This window comes from Eubacterium sp. MSJ-33 (genome assembly GCF_022174665.1).
Taxonomy (GTDB): Bacteria; Bacillota; Clostridia; order Lachnospirales; family Lachnospiraceae; genus Coprococcus_C.
In genome coordinates this window covers 1240001-1257547 of sequence record NZ_CP076562.1, presented here as the reverse complement: position 1 = coordinate 1257547, position 17547 = coordinate 1240001, and the positions used below count along the sequence as shown (strand labels likewise).

Genomic DNA, 17547 nt, shown 5'->3' with positions numbered 1-17547 from the left:
GATGGAACCTAAAATGGCAAAGAAAGTAACAGATAAGGAAACAAGCACAGCAAAGAATACAGATGAGAACATCATGCAGACAGATCAGATGAAGGAACATCTGGAGAATCTTGTGGAGATGGCAAAGAAGAATGATAATACGTTGATCGATACGGAAATCGTGAATTATTTTGTCGGTAAGCCGGATATTACACTCACGACAGATATTATGACAAAAATATTTGATTATCTGGATGAACATCATGTTGCTGTATTGTCTGAGACAGAGGATGATGATGAGATTCTGGATGATATGATTCTGGAAGATACGGAAGATGCGGACATTGATATCGAGAAGATTGATTTGTCTGTTCCGGACGGTGTAAGCATTGAAGATCCTGTTCGTATGTATCTGAAAGAGATTGGAAAGGTACCGCTTTTGACAGCAGAGGAAGAAATTGAGTTGGCAAAACGCATGGAGGCAGGCGATGAGAAGGCAAAACAGAAACTTGCAGAAGCGAATCTTCGTTTGGTTGTCAGTATTGCAAAACGATATGTAGGACGTGGTATGCTGTTTTTGGATTTGATTCAGGAAGGAAATCTGGGACTCATCAAGGCTGTTGAAAAATTCGATTATGAAAAGGGATATAAGTTTAGTACGTATGCAACGTGGTGGATTCGTCAGGCGATAACACGTGCAATCGCAGATCAGGCAAGAACAATCCGGATTCCGGTTCATATGGTTGAGACAATCAATAAGCTGATTCGTGAGTCCAGACAGCTTCTGCAGGAGTTAGGAAGAGAACCGCTTCCGGAGGAGATTGCAGAGCGTATGGGGATTTCTGTAGAGCGTGTACGTGAGATCTTGAAGATTTCGCAGGAACCGGTATCGCTGGAAACTCCGATCGGTGAAGAAGAAGACAGCCATCTGGGTGATTTTATCCAGGATCAGAATGTGCCGGTTCCGGCAGAGGCTGCAGCGAGCAATCTGCTTAGAGACCAGCTCAATGAGGTTTTGGATACATTGACACCGAGAGAGCAGAAGGTTTTACGTCTTCGTTTTGGTATGGATGATGGCCGTGCAAGAACTCTGGAAGAGGTTGGAAAAGAATTCCAGGTAACCAGAGAGCGTATCCGCCAGATTGAAGCAAAAGCATTGCGTAGACTGAGACATCCAAGCAAGAGTAGAAAGTTGAAGGATTTCTTAGATGCAAACGAGTAAAAGAAAAATACCTTTGTCCATGCGTATGCAGGCGATACTTGCGATGCTGAGACGGGAGAAAGAAGCACATGGGAAGATTGCCTGTGTAGCGGATATCGGATGTGATCATGCGTTTGTCTCGATGTCGTGTATAGCAGAGTCGTTGGCAGATCATGTGATAGCTATGGATGTACGAAAAGGACCTTTGGCAATCGCACAGACACATATCCAGGAATATGGATTCGATAAAAGTGTAGAAACACGTATTTCTGACGGATTTGAGCAGCTTGATATGTGGGAAGCAGACTGGGCGGTTCTTGCAGGAATGGGTGGGGAACTCATGCGCGGAATATTGATGCGTGGAAGGAAACACCTGGAGGCAGGGATTGGCTTGATTTTACAACCGCAATCGGAGCCGCAAACAGTTCGCCGATACTTGCAGGAGCAGGGATACATCATTGTAGATGAGGATTTTTTGCAAGAAGATGGTAAGTTTTACACAATTATCAAAGCAATAAAAAAACAACCACAGCAGCCGTGTATGAATATGCAGCCGGTAGAAATGCTGTATGGCCCTGTTTTATTACATAAGGAAAATAAGACATATAATACCTATCTGCAACTGGAAGAAAAGAAAATGCAGGAATTGAGAGAACGGTTAGTAAAACAACAGACGGCGTCATCACAAAGGAGAATAAAGGAATTAGATACACAATTGAACCTGCTTGGTGAAGCAATCGGATTGTATTCGAATGATGCGAAATGAGGTGATACGATGCAATGTATGGATATTATAAACCTGTTGGATAAAAAAGCTCCCAGGGAGTATGCACTGGAATGGGATCATGTTGGATTACTGGTGGGAAGACGTGACAGGGAAGTTCGCAAGCTGCTGTTAGTGCTTGATGTCACAGAGTCTGTGATTGACGAAGCTATTTCAAAAGGGGTTGATATGATTGTATCGCATCACCCTGTGATATTTGGCAAAGTTGATCGGGTCAATGATGAAACTGTACTGGGGCGGAAAATATTGAAACTGATTGAACACGGTATTTGTTGCTATGCGATGCATACAAATTTTGATACAATAGGTGGCATGGCGAAAGAAGCAGCCATGATGCTTGGGCTGCAGAATGTGGAAGTGCTGGATGAGACAAAAGACGGCGAAGGCATTGGCGAGATCGGATATCTTCCTGTTTCGATGGAGGTGCGGGATCTGGCTGCACTGGTGAAAGAAAAGTTCGATTTAAAAAATGTGATATTGTACGGAAATACAGATGATACAGTGGGAAAAGTGGCAATTTGCCCAGGCTCTGGAAAAAGCGTAATAGATATTGCGGTTAAAAAAGGTGCGACTTGTCTGATCACAGGAGATATCGGACATCACGAGGGATTGGATGCAAACGAGATGGGACTTTCAATTCTGGATGCTTCGCATTATGGATTGGAACATATATTTATGCATATGATGTATCAATATCTGCAGGATTATTGTATGGATGTTGAAATCGAGACAGCGGAAGTCGGGGTTCCGTTTTCGGTTTTATAGGTGTGCATGAAAGGAGTGGGTGTTATGGAAAAAATCAAGGTTACGATGGATGGGCAAGTGTATGAGGTGGATAAATTTTCGGCAATCACGGAATTTGTGCACGCACATATGCAGGAGGATAAGCAGAAATATGTGCTTGCGTTTTGCAATCGGAAGCTGTGTGAACTTGGCAAGCTGTTAGATCGGGATGTGGAACTGCGCCTTGTGGAGAAAACGTCTGTGATTGGTATGGATACGTATAAGCGGAGTCTGACCTTTCTTATGGTAAAAGCGTTTTCGGATGTAATGGGAAGCGGTTACAGTGTAAAAGTGATGTATTCGCTTGGCAAAGGATATTATTGCCGGCTTCTGAAGAATTCGCGGGACGGGGAACGCAAGGTATCAGAAGAAGTTCCTGTTACAAAGGATATCTTATTCCGTGTAAAAAACCGGATGAATGAACTGGTTCGCAAGGATATAGCAATTATCAAGGAATCGGTATCCACGGAAGAAGCGGTACAGAGGTTTGCAAAACAGGGTCGGTTTGATAAAGAACGCTTATTCCGATACAGACGTGTGTCAAAGGCAAACCTGTATAGCATTGAGGATTATGAAGATTACTTCTATGGCTATATGGTTCCGTCTACGGGATATATTACCTGTTATGATCTTGTACCCTATGATACGGGATTTATGTTGATGGCACCGACACGGGAAGAACCGGAGATTATCCCTGAGTTTGAACCGCGGGAGAAATTATTCTCTGTATTGAAGACATCGGATGACTGGAGTCAGACTTTGGATGTCAGCAATGTTGGACAGCTGAATGAGTGTATTACAAAGGGCGATATCCGGGAACTGATGCTTGTGCATGAGGCATTGCAGGAGAAACAGATTGCCCAGATTGCGGATATGATTCGTGCAGGTGAAAAGAAGATTGTGTTGATTGCGGGGCCGAGTTCTTCCGGGAAGACAACGTTTTCGCATCGGTTAAGTGTGCAGCTTCGAGCACATGGATTGCGGCCGTATCCGCTTTCACTCGATAATTATTTTGTTGACCGGGAGAATACACCGAAGGATGAGAATGGAAATTATGATTTTGAATGTATTGAAGCAATGGATCTTAATCTGTTCCATTCGGACATGAAGAAGTTACTTTTAGGAGAAGAAATTCCGATTCCGACTTTTAACTTTACACAGGGAAGAAAAGAATACAAAGGAAAGAAATTAAAATTAAATTCCGGCGATGTGCTTGTTGCGGAAGGAATTCATGCGTTAAATCCACTGATGACAGAGGGGCTTCCGGATGACAGCAAATTTAAAATCTATATTAGTGCGCTGACACAAATTAATATTGATGATCATAACCGGATTCCGACTACCGATGGAAGACTGATTCGCCGGATTGTGCGGGATGCCCGGACACGGGGAAACGATGCACGGGAGACAATTGCGATGTGGCCGTCTGTCCGACGTGGCGAAGAAAAATACATTTTCCCATATCAAGAAGAGGCTGATGTGATGTTTAATTCAGCTTTGATCTACGAATTGAGTGTAATTAAGCAATATGCGGAGCCGCTTTTGTTTTCAGTACCAAAGGAATGTGAAGAGTATTATGAGGCAAAACGGTTGTTGAAATTCCTGGATTATTTCCTTGGAATGGAGGTAACAAATATTCCGACAAATTCAATTTTACGGGAGTTTGTTGGGGGCAGCTGTTTTGATGTATAAGCAACTGGAAGAAAAATAAAAAAGCGTAAGCCAGACGATAAGCCGGGTTATGTCGAGAGTGATTATCTATCTAGACCTTACGTTACCGTAAGGTTCAAGCAACCTACCTGAAAACACAGCGGGCAGCTGTATGGTTTTCTGTTTGGTCTTGCTCCGGATGGGGTTTACAGAGCCTGCCCTGTTACCAGAACAGCGGTGAGCTCTTACCTCGCCTTTCCACCCTTACCACATATATGTGGCGGTTTATTTCTGTTGCACTGGCCTGGGAGTCACCTCCACCGGACGTTATCCGGCATCCTGCCCTATGGAGCCCGGACTTTCCTCACCTGCCGATGTGGCAGCCGCAATCACTTATCTGACTTACGCAGTGATTAGAGTACCATAACTTGAATATGGATTCAAGTAAAAATAAATATTAGGAGGACAAAACGATGGAATTATTAGAAGGATTAAAGACAAGAAGAAGTGTGAGACGCTATACGGAGGAGCTGATCAGCCATGAATTGTTCGAGGAGATTATAGATACAGCGAAGATGGCACCGACATGGAAGAATACACAGACGCTTCGTTATATATTGATTCAGAATGAGGATATTATCAAGAAAATCTGTGATGATTGTCTGCTTGGATTTGAACACAATGCAAAGACGCTTTCAAAATGCAAGAATCTGGTTGTGCTTACACAGGTGAACGGCAGATGCGGCTATGAGAAGGATGGAAGCTTCTCAACAAGCAAGGGAACCGGCTGGGAGATGTTTGATGCGGGTATCGCGGCGATGACATTCAGCTTAGCAGCTTATGATAAGGGTGTTGGAAGCTGTATTATGGGTGTGTTTGATGATGCAAAGGTTGCAGAGACGATCGGCCTGGAAGCGGGAAAAACGGTTGCGGCTCTGATTCCGATCGGATTCCCGAAATTCACACCGGATGCAACACCGAGAAAAGAAACAGCAGAGCTTATTACTTATATGGATAAATAAATGAGATACACCTTGGGATGGGGACTCTATGGATATAAAAATTGCTATTTGTGATGACAATAAGGATGATTTAAACCGAATACAAAAAAATACAGAGGAGATATTTGCTCCGATTCATGAAGAAGGAAAATTTGTTTTTTCTATCTGTACATATAAAAGCGGAAATGATCTGATGCGGAATTTCGAAGAAATTTTGAATATGCATGTGCTATTACTGGATATTGATATGCCGGGAATTGATGGTATGCATATTGCAAAGCAGATTGAATGCCGAAAGCATATGGTAAACATTATTTTTATTACAAATCGAAATGAACTTGTGTTTGATGCGCTTCATTATCGTCCGTTCCGTTTTATACGGAAAGAGCGATTGCTGCAGGAACTGGAAGAAGCTTTGCTGAGTGTGCTGGAGGAGATTAAGCAGCAGACGATGTATTGTGAGATGGAAGTAGGCGTCAATATGGTTCAGATTTGCGTCAGTGATGTGCTGTATCTTGAGAGCAGTGGGCATTATGTGATTATTCACAGAGAGGATGGCAGGCAGGAGGTTCTGCGGGCAAAAATCTCCGAATTTGCAAAGAAACTGGAGAAATATGGCTTTTTGCGAGTGCATGTCGGATATTTGGTGAATGTGCGGAATATTTATGCAATTAATTCGAAGGAGATACGGTTAGACAATCAGGAACACGTACCGGTCAGTCGGAAATATCTGGAACAGGTTCGCCGGCAGCATGCGAATTATGTGAGGAGGATGTTGTTTGGAATTTCTTAGGAAACTGGTATTATCATTATCCATTGCGCTTTCAATCGGACTTGTGTGTCTGACTATGGTGGTCTGGCTGGGCTCGAATGGGCAATATGGTAATTGGATTGGGATTCTTGTATTTGTAGTAGTGTTTCTTCTTGCGAGTATATTGATATGTATATGTGTGCATTCATTAAAAGAATTAAAACGCATTGCTGTCAAAAATGAGATTTTGAATATGCAGGTTGCGCAGGAATCTACGATGTATCAGAAGGTAAGTGAAGTATATGAGCAGGCGCGTACCATCAATCATGATGTAAAATCTTATCTTGTCGCAGTTCTGGGATTGCTTGAAAATGCGGAATATGAAGAGGCAAGAACCAGAATTGTGGACATCGTAGAACGGCGGTTGAATTCTCAGATGGTATATTATGCTTCGAGTGGGGCAATTAATGCAGTACTAAATGACAAACTGGAAACTGCGGCAAAACAAAATATTCCGGTAGATATAAGGATCAACGGAGTTGTTCCGCCTGCATGTACGATGGAAACGGCTGTGATTTTGGCAAATCTGCTGGATAATGCGATTGAAGCAGAGGAAAAAGAAGACAATCGTGAAATCACGTTGGATATGTATGAGGAAAAAGGGATGTATTGTATATTGGTACAAAATCGTATAAGCGTTCCAATACTTACAGATAATCCCAAACTGCACACGACAAAAGAAGATAAATTCAAGCATGGACTTGGTATCCGCAGTGTCAGACGGCTTGCGCGGGATCTCGACGGAGTCTTGCTGTTGTCGGAACAAGATGGGAAGTTCTGTGCATATGTGTCATTTCCGATGAAAAAAGGTTGAAATTATAGAGGAAAACTTGTATATTATAGTGAGTTTTGTACACACAGTAATATAGAAAGTTGATAAATGTGATTATGGAAAACGGAAGAACAGATCAAATTATTGAACAACTGATTGATAGCGTTGAAAATGGACAAAATGTTCCGTTTGCTTCTGGAAAAGTACTTGTAGATAAAGAAGAGATGGTTCGATTAATCCGAGAACTGGAAAATATTGTCCGGGGTGAGTTGAAGATTTATCGGGAAGTGAATGACCGAAGAGGCAGAATTTTGACTGAGGCAAAAAAAGAAGCGGAAGAAATTCTGATGGAGGCGGAGCGGAATGCAAGCCGGATTCGTGTCACAAAACGAATGTCGACACTTCCTGCGTTCCATCCGGGGGATCTGCAGATAGAGGATCGTGAGGCGCTTCGTACAGCCGGAGATATTTACGCAGCTTCTCTGATTTATACGGATGAGATGCTGACAGAGGTAAATGATCTGCTTGCGAATTCTTACAGTATGGTAAAACAACAGTATGAAGAGTTTGTACATACATTGGAAGAAAAAACGCGAATTGTGGAAGAAAATAAAGCCGAACTGATGGGAAATCTGAAAGAACTAAGCAAAGAAGAACGATATGCGCAGATTTTGGAACTTGGTCAGCTTCTTTCGAACGAGCTGTATGATGAGAAGAATAAAGTGAGAATGCAGACAGCAAAGAAAAAAGAAACATCAGTAGAAAAGCATATTGCAGATCAGAGAAAAAAAGCTGAAGAAAAGAAGGAATCCTAAGCATGAAAAGATATCCATATTATGAAAGACAAATTCATTATTATGAAACTGACCGTATGGGAGTCGTGCATCATTCAAATTATGCTCGTATTCTGGAAGATTGCCGGATTGATATGATGTCCTATTATGGTCTTCCTTATGCGGAATTGGAGAATATGGGATATATGATACCGGTGTTGGAATTGTCTGAGAAATTTACAGAGAGCATAAAATTTGGAGAGACCGTTAAAGTTGTTCCGGATATTTATAAAGTCAGTGCATTCAAATTCTATATCAATTATAAGATTTATGATGCGGATATGAAGACGGTGAAACATACAGCGATGACTGCCCATTGTTTTTTGAACAATGATTTCAAACCGGTAAGTTTGAAGAAGGAAGCACCAAAGCTGTATGAAAAATTATTGCTGATGGCGAATCCTGAAATGTATGATGATTGATATTGGTACAAGGAAGGCGGATTTAAAATACAAAAGGAGATAGGCATGATTCAGGAAAAAGAACATAGTGGTGTTGTGTTTTCTTGTGAGGTGTTCCCGCCGAAGCGAGACGATGACATCTACCAGATTTATAAAACATTGGATGAGATAAAGACATTGAAACCGGACTTTATCAGTGTTACATATGGAGCAGGCGGAAGCAACAGTAAAAAGACCGCAACGATTGCGGCATATATTCAGAATATATGCGAAGTGGAGGCACTCGCACATATGACAGCAGTGGGCATGGATGAAGCAGGGCTTCGTGCATTGCTGTTCGAACTGAAAAAGAAAGGTGTGGAAAATATTCTGGCTCTGCGAGGAGATAAACCGAGAACCATGACTCAGGAAGAATTTGACCAGAGGTATTTTAAGTATGCGACAGATTTGATTCCGGAGATTAAGAAAAATGGTGATTTCTTTATTGCAGGAGCGTGCTATCCGGAGGTACACCCGGAATCGAAAAACCAGGAAGATGATATCCGGCATCTGAAGCAAAAAGTGGATTTGGGATTAAACTGTCTGATTACGCAGATGTTTTTTGATAATAATGCTTTTTATTCCTTCATGGACAAACTGGAAAAAGCAGGAATTAATATTCCGGTTCATGCAGGTATCATGCCTGTGACGGCTGCAAAACAGCTCGGTACAAGTGTAACATTGTCAGGTTCTTCTGTCCCGGTTGAGATGAGCAATATGATTGCAAAGTACGGAGAGAATCCGGAGGATATGAAGAAAGCCGGCATTGAATATGCCGTGAATCAGATTCTGGATCTCAAGAAACACGGCGTTGCCGGCGTACATATTTATTCGATGAATAAAGCAGATGTAACAAAACAGATTTATGAAGCCAGTTTTTAAACTGGCTTCAAAACATCTTTTCTTTTATTTTTCTTGTGTTCATATAAGGCTTCGTCAGCCTGATGCAGGACATCCTCGATATTGAGTGATGGACTGCAGATAAAGGTGGATATACCAAGACTCACATCGATATAATAGGGCTTTTCGTTTGTTTGATTGAGGTGATCGGAAAGCTCTTTTATTTTTGCACACAGATGATCCGGTGTATGAGGATCGTCTAAGAAACAGAACGCTACAAATTCATCTCCGCCGATTCTTCCGATTACATCATCGGAGTCAAAACTTTGCTGAAGAATATGAGCAATGCATTTGATGGAATAATCACCATTCTTGTGACCAAATCTGTCATTTACCTGTTTCAGGTTATCCATATCCGCGAATAACAGCATGGCCGGCTTTCCTTCATTGTAGGAAGAGTTGACATGCGCCTGTACGCTGTCTAAAAATCCGCGTCGGTTGTTAATGCCGGTCAAACCATCGGTGATAGAAAGCTTATTTAAAAGAATATTTTTTTCGTTCAGTTCTGCAGCTGAATTTGCAAGCTTGCTCTGAGTGAGAAGCTGCTGCTTCATCAGGGAAATAAAATTCAGGGATGTTGCAAGCTGCAGACTGTTCGGATAGATATTCTGAAAATGTTCAATGCCGATTTCACCAACGAACAGACCATATTGAATATTATTCGTGAACAACGGAGTGATGACAAGTGTGCGGCGCCGGTCGAAGGAAGTGTATTGGTTGAAAAATACTTTGTCCGAACAGATCAGACGGTCATCTCCGCTTAAATAAGTTGTTTTTCCGTTGTTGTTACACGCCTGCAGATACATGGTTTTTGGAATCTTCCAGGAACCGTCAGCCATCAGCATAACCGGCTCTTCGTACATGTACATATAAGAACTTATAAAATGTGCATCCTGCAGTTTATCCATGATCAGACGGAAACAGGATTCTTCATCGTCGCTGTAAGTCAGAGTGTCTCGTGTGATATACATGGAAGTCCACACTGCCTGCTTATGATTGTGAATCGTGTTGTATAATGTTGTTGATGATTTTGCAAGCATATCCGAGTAGAGCCGGTTGAATAACTCCATTATTTTGCATTTGTGGCTTTCGTCTGCAATAGAGCAAAGTAACTGGTTCAGTTCCCGTATGGCATAGGTCAGTTTGTCACTGCTGAAATATAAATCAATAAAATCGGTATCAATCATTGCCAGAAGACTGCCTGAGATATCGGTAATATTGAAATCCATGCTGCCGTTTATGAGCGGCTTCAAAATCAGCTCCAAAGGATCTGCGAAAAGGCTGATCAATTTGGAATAATAAAAGTTATCCCTGTAGCTTCCGAATAGATATTGCAGAATATAATTACGTGCCAGATCAATATCTTTCTTTGCCAGTATCGAAGCTAATTCCTGAGCTTTCTTCGATTTAAAATCACCACAACCACAGGAAGAACGCACAATCAGACTGGAATTTAAAATGCTTTTGCTTGTATTTCCGTGCTTAAGCAGATGCAGAACTTCGTGGACTGCATGATACCCCATATCGAGGATGTTATTGTGTACGGTTGTAAGTGGTGGATCTAAAATCAGAGATGCGGGTGCATTGTCATAGCCTGTAACCAGAATATCTTTTCCAATTTCGAGACCCCGTGCTTTAATGGCATTATATCCTCCAATTGCCATGGAATCGTTTGCAAATACGATTGCTTCCAAATCAGGATTGGCATCCAGCAGATTATTTACAATGTCTTCGGTGTACTCTGAGAAATTACCATATACAATACGGTCTTCTTCGACAGGAATGTTATGATCCATCAACACCTGACAATAGGTATCTAGACGCTCCTTGGCATCTGCGTTCTCACGTCTCCCGCTGACAAAACCGATTTTTGTTTTGTGGTGCTCGGTAATTAAATGTTCAATTGCTTCTCTCATGCCGGTACGTCCTTCTGTGTAAAGATAAGGATATCCGGGAACTTCAATTTCAATGGTAAGGATCGGAATATCGAAGTTTTTCAGAAATGCAATCATATCATTTTCGGATAGAAAGCTTCCGATCGAACCGATGGAAACAATTAATGCATCTAATGTATGCTTGGAAGCATAATAAAAAATAGAATTATACTGGTAATCAAAACGAGCGTTTTTAGGATCGTTATAGGAAGCGTTCATATACATACCAGGAAATACGATTAGATTTACGTCGAGTTCTTTGGCAGCATAGTCAACGCCTTTACAAACCTCATAGGCATAGTCATTATCCAAATGACAGGTAAAAAAACCGATATTTAACCGCTTGTTGTTTTTCTTCATAAAATTGAAACACCCCCGAACGTCTTTTTGTGTCAATATGCATAAAAGACAAAAATTTACATAGTAATACCCACTTATAAAAGTAGCATATATAGGCTCAAAATTCAACAAAATTTGACATAAAAATACATATTTTCAAGGTTTACAAACTGTTCTATATCGACTATAATTATCGGGTATGAAAAGAAGATTGGGTTCGTCCCGCAAACAGGAGGATAAAATTATGGATTACAAAAAGGCTGGCGTTGATATCGAAGCAGGTTACAAGTCTGTAGAACTGATGAAAGAGCATATCAAGAAGACGATGCGTTCGGAAGTGCTGACCAACATTGGTGGATTTTCGGGAGCTTTTTCTCTGAATACAATCAAGGATATGGAAGAGCCTGTTTTATTATCCGGAACAGATGGCTGTGGAACGAAAGTGAAGCTTGCAATGGTGATGGATAAGCATGATACGATTGGTATTGATGCAGTTGCAATGTGTGTCAATGATATTGCCTGTGCAGGTGGAGAACCATTGTTTTTCCTTGACTATATTGCATGTGGAAAGAACTACCCGGAGAAGATTGCAACGATTGTCAGTGGCGTTGCAGAGGGATGTGTACAGTCAGATGCGGCATTGATCGGTGGAGAGACAGCAGAACATCCGGGCCTGATGCAGGAAGATGAATACGATCTTGCCGGATTTGCAGTTGGCGTCTGCGATAAGAAGGATATGATCACCGGACAGAATATCAAGTCGGGTGACGCATTGATCGGTATTGCTTCAACGGGTGTACATAGCAACGGATTCTCTCTTGTCCGTAAAGTATTTGATATGACAAAGGAAAGCTTGTCTACATACTATGATGAACTTGGGACAACACTTGGTGAGGCACTGCTTGCACCGACAAGAATCTATGTGAAGGCACTCCGCGGTGTGAAGGAATCCGGAGTAACAATCAAGGGGTGCAGTCATATTACAGGCGGTGGTTTCTATGAGAATATTCCGCGTATGCTGCCGGACGGAATCGTTGCAAGTGTGAAGAAGGACAGCTATGAAGTACCGGCGATTTTCAAGCTCCTTGCAAAGACCGGCGATATTGAAGAGAAGATGATGTATAACACATATAACATGGGTATCGGTATGGTGCTTGCTGTAGATGCTGCCGATGTAGATAAAACACTTGCTGCTTTGGAGAAGACCGGAGATAAGGCATGGGTGATCGGTGAGACAAAGGCAGGAGAAAAAGGAGTCGAATTATGCTAAGGGTTGTTGTGTGCGTGTCCGGTGGCGGAACGAATCTGCAGGCAATTATTGATGCGGTGGCAGATGGTACGATTACAAATACAGAATTGGTTGGTGTGATCAGCAACAATTATGGCGTGCGCGCATTGGAGCGTGCGGAGAAAGCGGGTATCGATGCAAAGGTCGTTTCCCCAAAGGATTACGAGAATCGCGTTGCGTTTAATGAAGGACTGCTTTGTGCAATCCGTGCATACAAGCCGGATCTGATTGTACTTGCGGGATTCCTGGTTGTGATTCCGGAGATTATGATCGATGAATATGAGAATAAGATTATCAATATTCACCCATCCCTGATTCCATCGTTCTGCGGAACCGGATATTATGGCTTGAAAGTGCATGAGGCGGCACTTGCCCGTGGCGTTAAGCTGACCGGTGCAACCGTACATTATGTGGATAAAGGAACAGATACCGGTCCGATTCTTTTACAGAAGGCAGTGGAAGTAAAACCGGGGGATACGCCGGAAATTCTGCAGAGACGTGTGATGGAAGAGGCAGAGTGGAAATTGCTTCCGGCGGCTATCAATATGATTGCCAATGGTGAAGTGTAGGAATAGAACCGAATAAAGGAGGAAATCATGAAAGTACTTATCGTTGGTGGCGGTGGCAGAGAGCATGCCATTGCATGGAAGTGTAGTCAGAGTAAACGTGTGACAGAGCTTTATGCAGCTCCCGGAAATGCAGGTATTGCGCAGCTTGCAACCTGTGTAGATATATCAGTAATGGATGCAGACAAACTGGTTGCATTTGCAAAAGAAAAGGAGATTGATCTTGCAATTGTCGGACCGGATGATCCGCTTGTTGCAGGTGTTGCAGATGCATTTATGGATGCGGGAATTCGTGTATTTGGACCAAAAGCCAATGCGGCTATTATAGAAGGTTCAAAAGCATTTTCTAAGGATTTGATGAAAAAATACGGTATTCCAAGTGCTGCATATGAGACATTTGACAATGCAGATGCGGCACTTGCATATCTGGAAACAGCAAAGATGCCAATTGTATTGAAGGCGGATGGTCTGGCACTTGGCAAGGGGGTGTTGATCTGCAATACACTCGATGAGGCAAAGGAAGGCGTCAAGACGCTGATGCTTGATAAGCAGTTTGGCTCTGCCGGAGATAAGATTGTTATTGAGGAGTTTATGACTGGACGTGAAGTATCGGTGCTTTGCTTCTGTGATGGAACACATATCAAACCGATGGCGTCCGCACAGGATCACAAGCGTGCGAAAGATGGTGACAAGGGACTTAACACCGGAGGTATGGGAACATTCTCACCAAGCCCGTTTTATACAGACGAAGTAGACAAATTCTGCAAGGAACATGTCTACCAGAAGACGATGGATGCAATGAAGGCGGAGGGCAGAGATTTCACGGGAATCTTATTCTGTGGTCTGATGTTGACACCGGATGGCCCGCGTGTACTGGAATATAATGCACGATTTGGTGATCCGGAGGCGCAGGTTGTACTTCCACGTATGAAGAATGATATTATCGACGTGATGGAAGCTTGTATTGATGGCAGACTTGATGAGGTAGAACTCGAGTTCGACGAGCAGGCAGCAGTCTGCGTAGTTCTCGCGTCAGATGGATACCCGGAGCATTATGACAAGGGATTTGTCATTGACGGTCTGGATACATTTAAGGATAAAGACGGATACTATGTATTCCATGCAGGAACCAAACAGACAGATAAAGGAATTGTGACAAACGGTGGCCGTGTATTAGGTGTGACAGCGAAGGGTAAGACATTGGTAGAGGCACGTGCGAACGCATATAAAGCAACCGAATGGATTGATTTTGAGAACAAATATATGCGACATGATATTGGTAAGGCCATCGATGAACAGTAATTAGGAAGAAGGAATTTTATGTTCATTGAACTTGATTTTAACAGCAACGAGGCGATTTATATGCAGTTGCGGAATCAGATCATACTGGGAATTGCACAGGATAAAATCAAGAATGGTGAGTCGTTGCCGTCGGTTCGGCAATTGGCGGAAGATATCGGTGTGAATATGCACACAGTGAATAAAGCATATGCATTACTTCGAAATGACGGATATCTGAAGCTTGACCGCAGAAAAGGAGCTGTTGTCTGCGTGACGGTAGAGTCGCGCAAGGAACAGCTCGAGAAGGTCAATCTGGATATGCAGATGCTTGTTGCAGAGGCAATATGCAAAGATATCAGTCTTGCTGAAATGCACCAGATTATAACGGATATGTATAAAGAATTTGGCGACATTGCACACGGAGGTAACAAGAAAACATGAGACTAGAATATACAGAGCAGGCACGGGAAGTGCTTGTTGTGATGGAGGAGACTGCCCATCAGATGAAGTACAGCTATATCGGCACGGAGCATTTGCTCTTTGGTATGCTTAGCTGTCCTTGGGTAACCGCGTGGAAAATTCTTGCAGAAAATGGGGCAGACGAATCCTTTGTTTTGAAATATCTGGAACAGAATAGCGGAAGTAAAAAAACAGCCAGGAAACTGGCATATTCGGATAAACTGACACAGCTTCTGGAACAGTCAGAAAAGGAAGCGGACAGGCTTCGTAACGAGAAAATCGGTACGGAGCATATTTTGCTTGCAATTTTAAAATCGGTTGATACGCTTGCAATCAAGCTTTTGAATTCAATGGCTGTTAATCTGCAAAAGACTTTCGTTGATACGTTAACAGCGCTTGGTATGGATCTGACGCAGGCAAAGCGTGAACTGGGTGCGTTAAAAAATCCGAAGAGTAAGAAAAAATCTTCTTATCCTACATTGGAACAGTATAGCCGGGATCTGACGGGAGCAGCCAGAGAAGAACGCCTGGATCCGGTTGTTGGCAGAAATGCAGAAGTGGAACGCGTGATGCAGATTCTGTGTCGTCGTATGAAGAATAATCCATGTCTGGTGGGTGAGCCCGGCGTAGGTAAAACCGCAGTTGTGGAAGGTCTGGCACAGATGATCGCATCTGGTACGGTGCCGGAGATTCTGGCAGACAAGCGCATCTTAAGTCTGGATTTGTCTGGTATGGTGGCAGGTTCAAAATATCGTGGCGAGTTTGAGGAACGTATCAAACGTGTGATTGCCGAGGTGCGCGCGGCAGGTAATGTAATCCTTTTTGTAGATGAGCTGCATACACTGATTGGCGCAGGCGGTGCTGAGGGCGCCATGGATGCTTCTAACATCCTGAAACCGGCATTGTCCCGTGGCGAAGTGCAGATGATTGGTGCGACAACACGGACCGAATATCGGAAGTATATCGAGAAAGATGCGGCACTGGAACGACGATTCCAACCAGTCTATGTGGAAGAACCGACACGTGAGGAGACGATTGCCATCTTACAGGGATTGCGGAGCAAGTATGAAGAGCATCATGGAGTAACTATCTCGGATGATGCATTGGAAGCGGCAACGGACTATGCGATTCGTTATATCAATGACCGATTCCTGCCCGATAAGGCGATTGACCTGATTGATGAGGCCGCTTCGAGAAAGAAACTTGGCATCTTTGCAGGCAATAAAACGGCAAGGAAAGCAGAAGAAATGCGTCACAATCTGGAGGATGCGTTGGAGGCGGCACTTTCAGAGGGTGATATAGAAACTGCGCAGGCATTGAAGAAGGATCTGGATAAGACAGACAAGAAAATCGAAAAGACCAAACATTACATGCGCGAAAAAGAGCAGGAGCAGATGCTTGTATCAGAAGAAGATGTTGCGGATGTTGTTTCTGTGTGGACTAAAATTCCGGTCAGCAAGATTACGCAGACGGAGTCCCAGCGGTTGCTGAAGCTTGAAGAAATTCTGCATAAGCGTGTGGTGGGGCAGAATGAGGCGGTTGAGACAGTGGCTAAGGCAATTCGCCGCGGCAGGGTTGGTTTGAAGGATCCGAAGCGTCCGATTGGATCATTTTTATTCCTTGGACCAACCGGTGTTGGCAAGACAGAACTTTCCAAGGCACTTGCAGAAGCGATGTTTGGAAATGAGAATGCAATTATCCGTGTGGATATGTCTGAATATATGGAGAAACACAGTGTGTCGAAGATGATTGGTTCGCCACCGGGCTATGTTGGCTTTGAAGAGGGTGGACAGCTTTCGGAACAGGTGCGTAAGAACCCGTATTCTGTCATTTTATTTGATGAGATTGAAAAGGCACATCCGGATGTATTTAATGTATTGCTGCAGGTACTCGATGATGGACGTATCACAGATTCACAGGGAAGAACCGTGGATTTCAAGAATACGATTATCATTATGACAAGTAATGCCGGAGCGCAAAGAATCGTAGATCCGAAGAAATTAGGATTTTCTAACGTGGAAAATGCAGAGTCCGAGCATAAAGATATGAAAAATAATGTCATGGAGGAGGTAAAACGGTTATTCAAACCGGAATTCCTGAACCGTATTGATGACATTATTGTATTCCGTGCACTCTCAAAAGAGGATGTCAAGGGGATTGCTGCATTGATGCTGAAGGAATTGAAGAACCGTCTGGCAAAACAGATGGATATTACACTTACCTATGGCGACACAGTGAAGAACTTCATTTTCGAGAAGGGCTATGATAAGAAATACGGTGCCCGACCATTAAAACGTGCAATTCAAAATAATATAGAAGATTCTCTGGCGGAGGAGATTTTGTCCGGAAAGATTCAGGCATCTGACAAGGTAAGTATGACCGTGGTGGATGGCAAAGTTGTGTTCACAAAAAAATAATAATTTTGAACAAATTTCACGTAAGAATTTGTAGAAATTTATGTAAAATTGTTGTATAATAAAAAAGAATTAAGCAAGAACGAATTCGAGATACGTAATTATAAAATAC

General features: G+C 42.8%; 16 protein-coding genes and 1 other RNA gene. 15 read left to right on the top strand and 2 right to left on the bottom strand.

Features of this window, described 5'->3' with window-relative positions:
• The first annotated feature begins 13 nt into the window (after positions 1 to 13).
• From rpoD to KP625_RS05850, 4 genes are read left to right on the top strand one after another with little or no spacing between them, the layout of a single operon-like run.
• Positions 14 to 1201, top strand: a complete 1188-nt coding sequence (gene rpoD, locus KP625_RS05865) for an RNA polymerase sigma factor RpoD (protein ID WP_370641427.1) — start codon at positions 14 to 16, stop codon at positions 1199 to 1201.
• A 25-nt stretch (positions 1202 to 1226) separates the two neighbouring features.
• Positions 1227 to 1946, top strand: a complete 720-nt coding sequence (locus tag KP625_RS05860) for a tRNA (adenine(22)-N(1))-methyltransferase (RefSeq protein WP_238299746.1) — start codon at positions 1227 to 1229, stop codon at positions 1944 to 1946.
• Positions 1947 to 1964: 18 nt separating this feature from the next.
• The gene (locus tag KP625_RS05855) at positions 1965 to 2729 is read left to right on the top strand and encodes a Nif3-like dinuclear metal center hexameric protein (protein ID WP_238299745.1); all 765 of its coding nucleotides are present in this window, start codon (positions 1965 to 1967) and stop codon (positions 2727 to 2729) included.
• A gap of 24 nt (positions 2730 to 2753) precedes the next feature.
• Complete coding sequence (locus KP625_RS05850; protein ID WP_238299744.1) at positions 2754 to 4439, top strand: nucleoside kinase; 1686 nt, start codon at positions 2754 to 2756, stop codon at positions 4437 to 4439.
• A 22-nt stretch (positions 4440 to 4461) separates the two neighbouring features.
• Here KP625_RS05850 and rnpB read toward each other — a convergent pair.
• Positions 4462 to 4802: RNase P RNA component class A (rnpB, locus tag KP625_RS05845), an RNA gene on the bottom strand.
• A 68-nt stretch (positions 4803 to 4870) separates the two neighbouring features.
• Between rnpB and KP625_RS05840 the strand changes: the two genes are divergently transcribed.
• From KP625_RS05840 to metF, 6 genes are all read left to right on the top strand, one after another.
• Positions 4871 to 5419 (top strand): nitroreductase family protein, encoded by a 549-nt coding sequence (locus KP625_RS05840; RefSeq protein WP_238299743.1) that lies wholly within the window; start codon positions 4871 to 4873, stop codon positions 5417 to 5419.
• 28 nt (positions 5420 to 5447) lie between these two features.
• A complete protein-coding gene (locus KP625_RS05835) occupies positions 5448 to 6191 on the top strand; it encodes a LytR/AlgR family response regulator transcription factor (protein ID WP_238299742.1) in 744 nt (247 codons plus the stop codon).
• Positions 6178 to 7023 (top strand): sensor histidine kinase, encoded by an 846-nt coding sequence (locus KP625_RS05830; protein ID WP_238299741.1) that lies wholly within the window; start codon positions 6178 to 6180, stop codon positions 7021 to 7023. The genes KP625_RS05835 and KP625_RS05830 overlap by 14 nt, the downstream gene beginning before the upstream one ends.
• Before the next feature lie 74 nt (positions 7024 to 7097).
• Positions 7098 to 7796, top strand: a complete 699-nt coding sequence (locus tag KP625_RS05825) for a hypothetical protein (RefSeq protein WP_238299740.1) — start codon at positions 7098 to 7100, stop codon at positions 7794 to 7796.
• 2 nt (positions 7797 to 7798) lie between these two features.
• Positions 7799 to 8236, top strand: a complete 438-nt coding sequence (locus KP625_RS05820) for an acyl-CoA thioesterase (protein WP_238299739.1) — start codon at positions 7799 to 7801, stop codon at positions 8234 to 8236.
• Positions 8237 to 8281: 45 nt separating this feature from the next.
• Positions 8282 to 9136 (top strand): methylenetetrahydrofolate reductase [NAD(P)H], encoded by an 855-nt coding sequence (gene metF / locus KP625_RS05815; protein WP_238299738.1) that lies wholly within the window; start codon positions 8282 to 8284, stop codon positions 9134 to 9136.
• On the opposite strand, the gene KP625_RS05810 is transcribed toward metF, so the two are convergent.
• Positions 9133 to 11448, bottom strand: coding sequence for a diguanylate cyclase (locus tag KP625_RS05810; RefSeq protein ID WP_238299737.1), 2316 nt, complete (start codon positions 11446 to 11448; stop codon positions 9133 to 9135). The two genes, metF and KP625_RS05810, sit on opposite strands and share 4 nt — an antisense overlap.
• Positions 11449 to 11671: 223 nt before the next feature.
• Here KP625_RS05810 and purM point away from each other — a divergent pair, with 223 nt between their 5' ends.
• Genes purM through KP625_RS05785 form a run of 5 tightly spaced genes read left to right on the top strand, consistent with a single transcriptional unit; the run spans position 11672 to position 17438 of the window.
• The gene (gene purM, locus KP625_RS05805) at positions 11672 to 12697 is read left to right on the top strand and encodes a phosphoribosylformylglycinamidine cyclo-ligase (protein ID WP_238299736.1); all 1026 of its coding nucleotides are present in this window, start codon (positions 11672 to 11674) and stop codon (positions 12695 to 12697) included.
• Complete coding sequence (gene purN, locus KP625_RS05800; RefSeq protein WP_177970470.1) at positions 12691 to 13284, top strand: phosphoribosylglycinamide formyltransferase; 594 nt, start codon at positions 12691 to 12693, stop codon at positions 13282 to 13284. Before purM ends, purN begins: the two co-directional genes overlap by 7 nt.
• Positions 13285 to 13311: 27 nt before the next feature.
• Positions 13312 to 14583 carry a phosphoribosylamine--glycine ligase gene (gene purD, locus KP625_RS05795; protein WP_177970471.1) on the top strand — a complete coding sequence of 424 codons (1272 nt, stop codon included), beginning with the start codon at positions 13312 to 13314 and terminating at the stop codon, positions 14581 to 14583.
• Positions 14584 to 14601: 18 nt separating this feature from the next.
• Positions 14602 to 15003: a GntR family transcriptional regulator gene (locus KP625_RS05790; protein WP_238299735.1), complete on the top strand. Its 402-nt coding sequence runs from the start codon at positions 14602 to 14604 to the stop codon at positions 15001 to 15003.
• A complete protein-coding gene (locus KP625_RS05785; RefSeq protein ID WP_238299734.1) occupies positions 15000 to 17438 on the top strand; it encodes an ATP-dependent Clp protease ATP-binding subunit in 2439 nt (812 codons plus the stop codon). Before KP625_RS05790 ends, KP625_RS05785 begins: the two co-directional genes overlap by 4 nt.
• Positions 17439 to 17547: the final 109 nt, after the last annotated feature.

What these genes read in the sequence shown, in the direction of transcription:
- rpoD (WP_370641427.1), top strand. Translation starts at nt 14, where the DNA reads ATGGCAAAGAAAGTAACAGATAAGGAAACAAGCACAGCAAAGAATACA.
- KP625_RS05860 (WP_238299746.1), top strand. Translation starts at nt 1,227, where the DNA reads ATGCAGGCGATACTTGCGATGCTGAGACGGGAGAAAGAAGCACATGGG.
- KP625_RS05855 (WP_238299745.1), top strand. Translation starts at nt 1,965, where the DNA reads ATGGATATTATAAACCTGTTGGATAAAAAAGCTCCCAGGGAGTATGCA.
- KP625_RS05850 (WP_238299744.1), top strand. Translation starts at nt 2,754, where the DNA reads ATGGAAAAAATCAAGGTTACGATGGATGGGCAAGTGTATGAGGTGGAT.
- KP625_RS05840 (WP_238299743.1), top strand. Translation starts at nt 4,871, where the DNA reads ATGGAATTATTAGAAGGATTAAAGACAAGAAGAAGTGTGAGACGCTAT.
- KP625_RS05835 (WP_238299742.1), top strand. Translation starts at nt 5,448, where the DNA reads ATGGATATAAAAATTGCTATTTGTGATGACAATAAGGATGATTTAAAC.
- KP625_RS05825 (WP_238299740.1), top strand. Translation starts at nt 7,098, where the DNA reads ATGGAAAACGGAAGAACAGATCAAATTATTGAACAACTGATTGATAGC.
- KP625_RS05820 (WP_238299739.1), top strand. Translation starts at nt 7,799, where the DNA reads ATGAAAAGATATCCATATTATGAAAGACAAATTCATTATTATGAAACT.
- metF (WP_238299738.1), top strand. Translation starts at nt 8,282, where the DNA reads ATGATTCAGGAAAAAGAACATAGTGGTGTTGTGTTTTCTTGTGAGGTG.
- KP625_RS05810 (WP_238299737.1), bottom strand. Translation starts at nt 11,448, where the DNA reads ATGAAGAAAAACAACAAGCGGTTAAATATCGGTTTTTTTACCTGTCAT.
- purM (WP_238299736.1), top strand. Translation starts at nt 11,672, where the DNA reads ATGGATTACAAAAAGGCTGGCGTTGATATCGAAGCAGGTTACAAGTCT.
- purN (WP_177970470.1), top strand. Translation starts at nt 12,691, where the DNA reads ATGCTAAGGGTTGTTGTGTGCGTGTCCGGTGGCGGAACGAATCTGCAG.
- purD (WP_177970471.1), top strand. Translation starts at nt 13,312, where the DNA reads ATGAAAGTACTTATCGTTGGTGGCGGTGGCAGAGAGCATGCCATTGCA.
- KP625_RS05790 (WP_238299735.1), top strand. Translation starts at nt 14,602, where the DNA reads ATGTTCATTGAACTTGATTTTAACAGCAACGAGGCGATTTATATGCAG.
- KP625_RS05785 (WP_238299734.1), top strand. Translation starts at nt 15,000, where the DNA reads ATGAGACTAGAATATACAGAGCAGGCACGGGAAGTGCTTGTTGTGATG.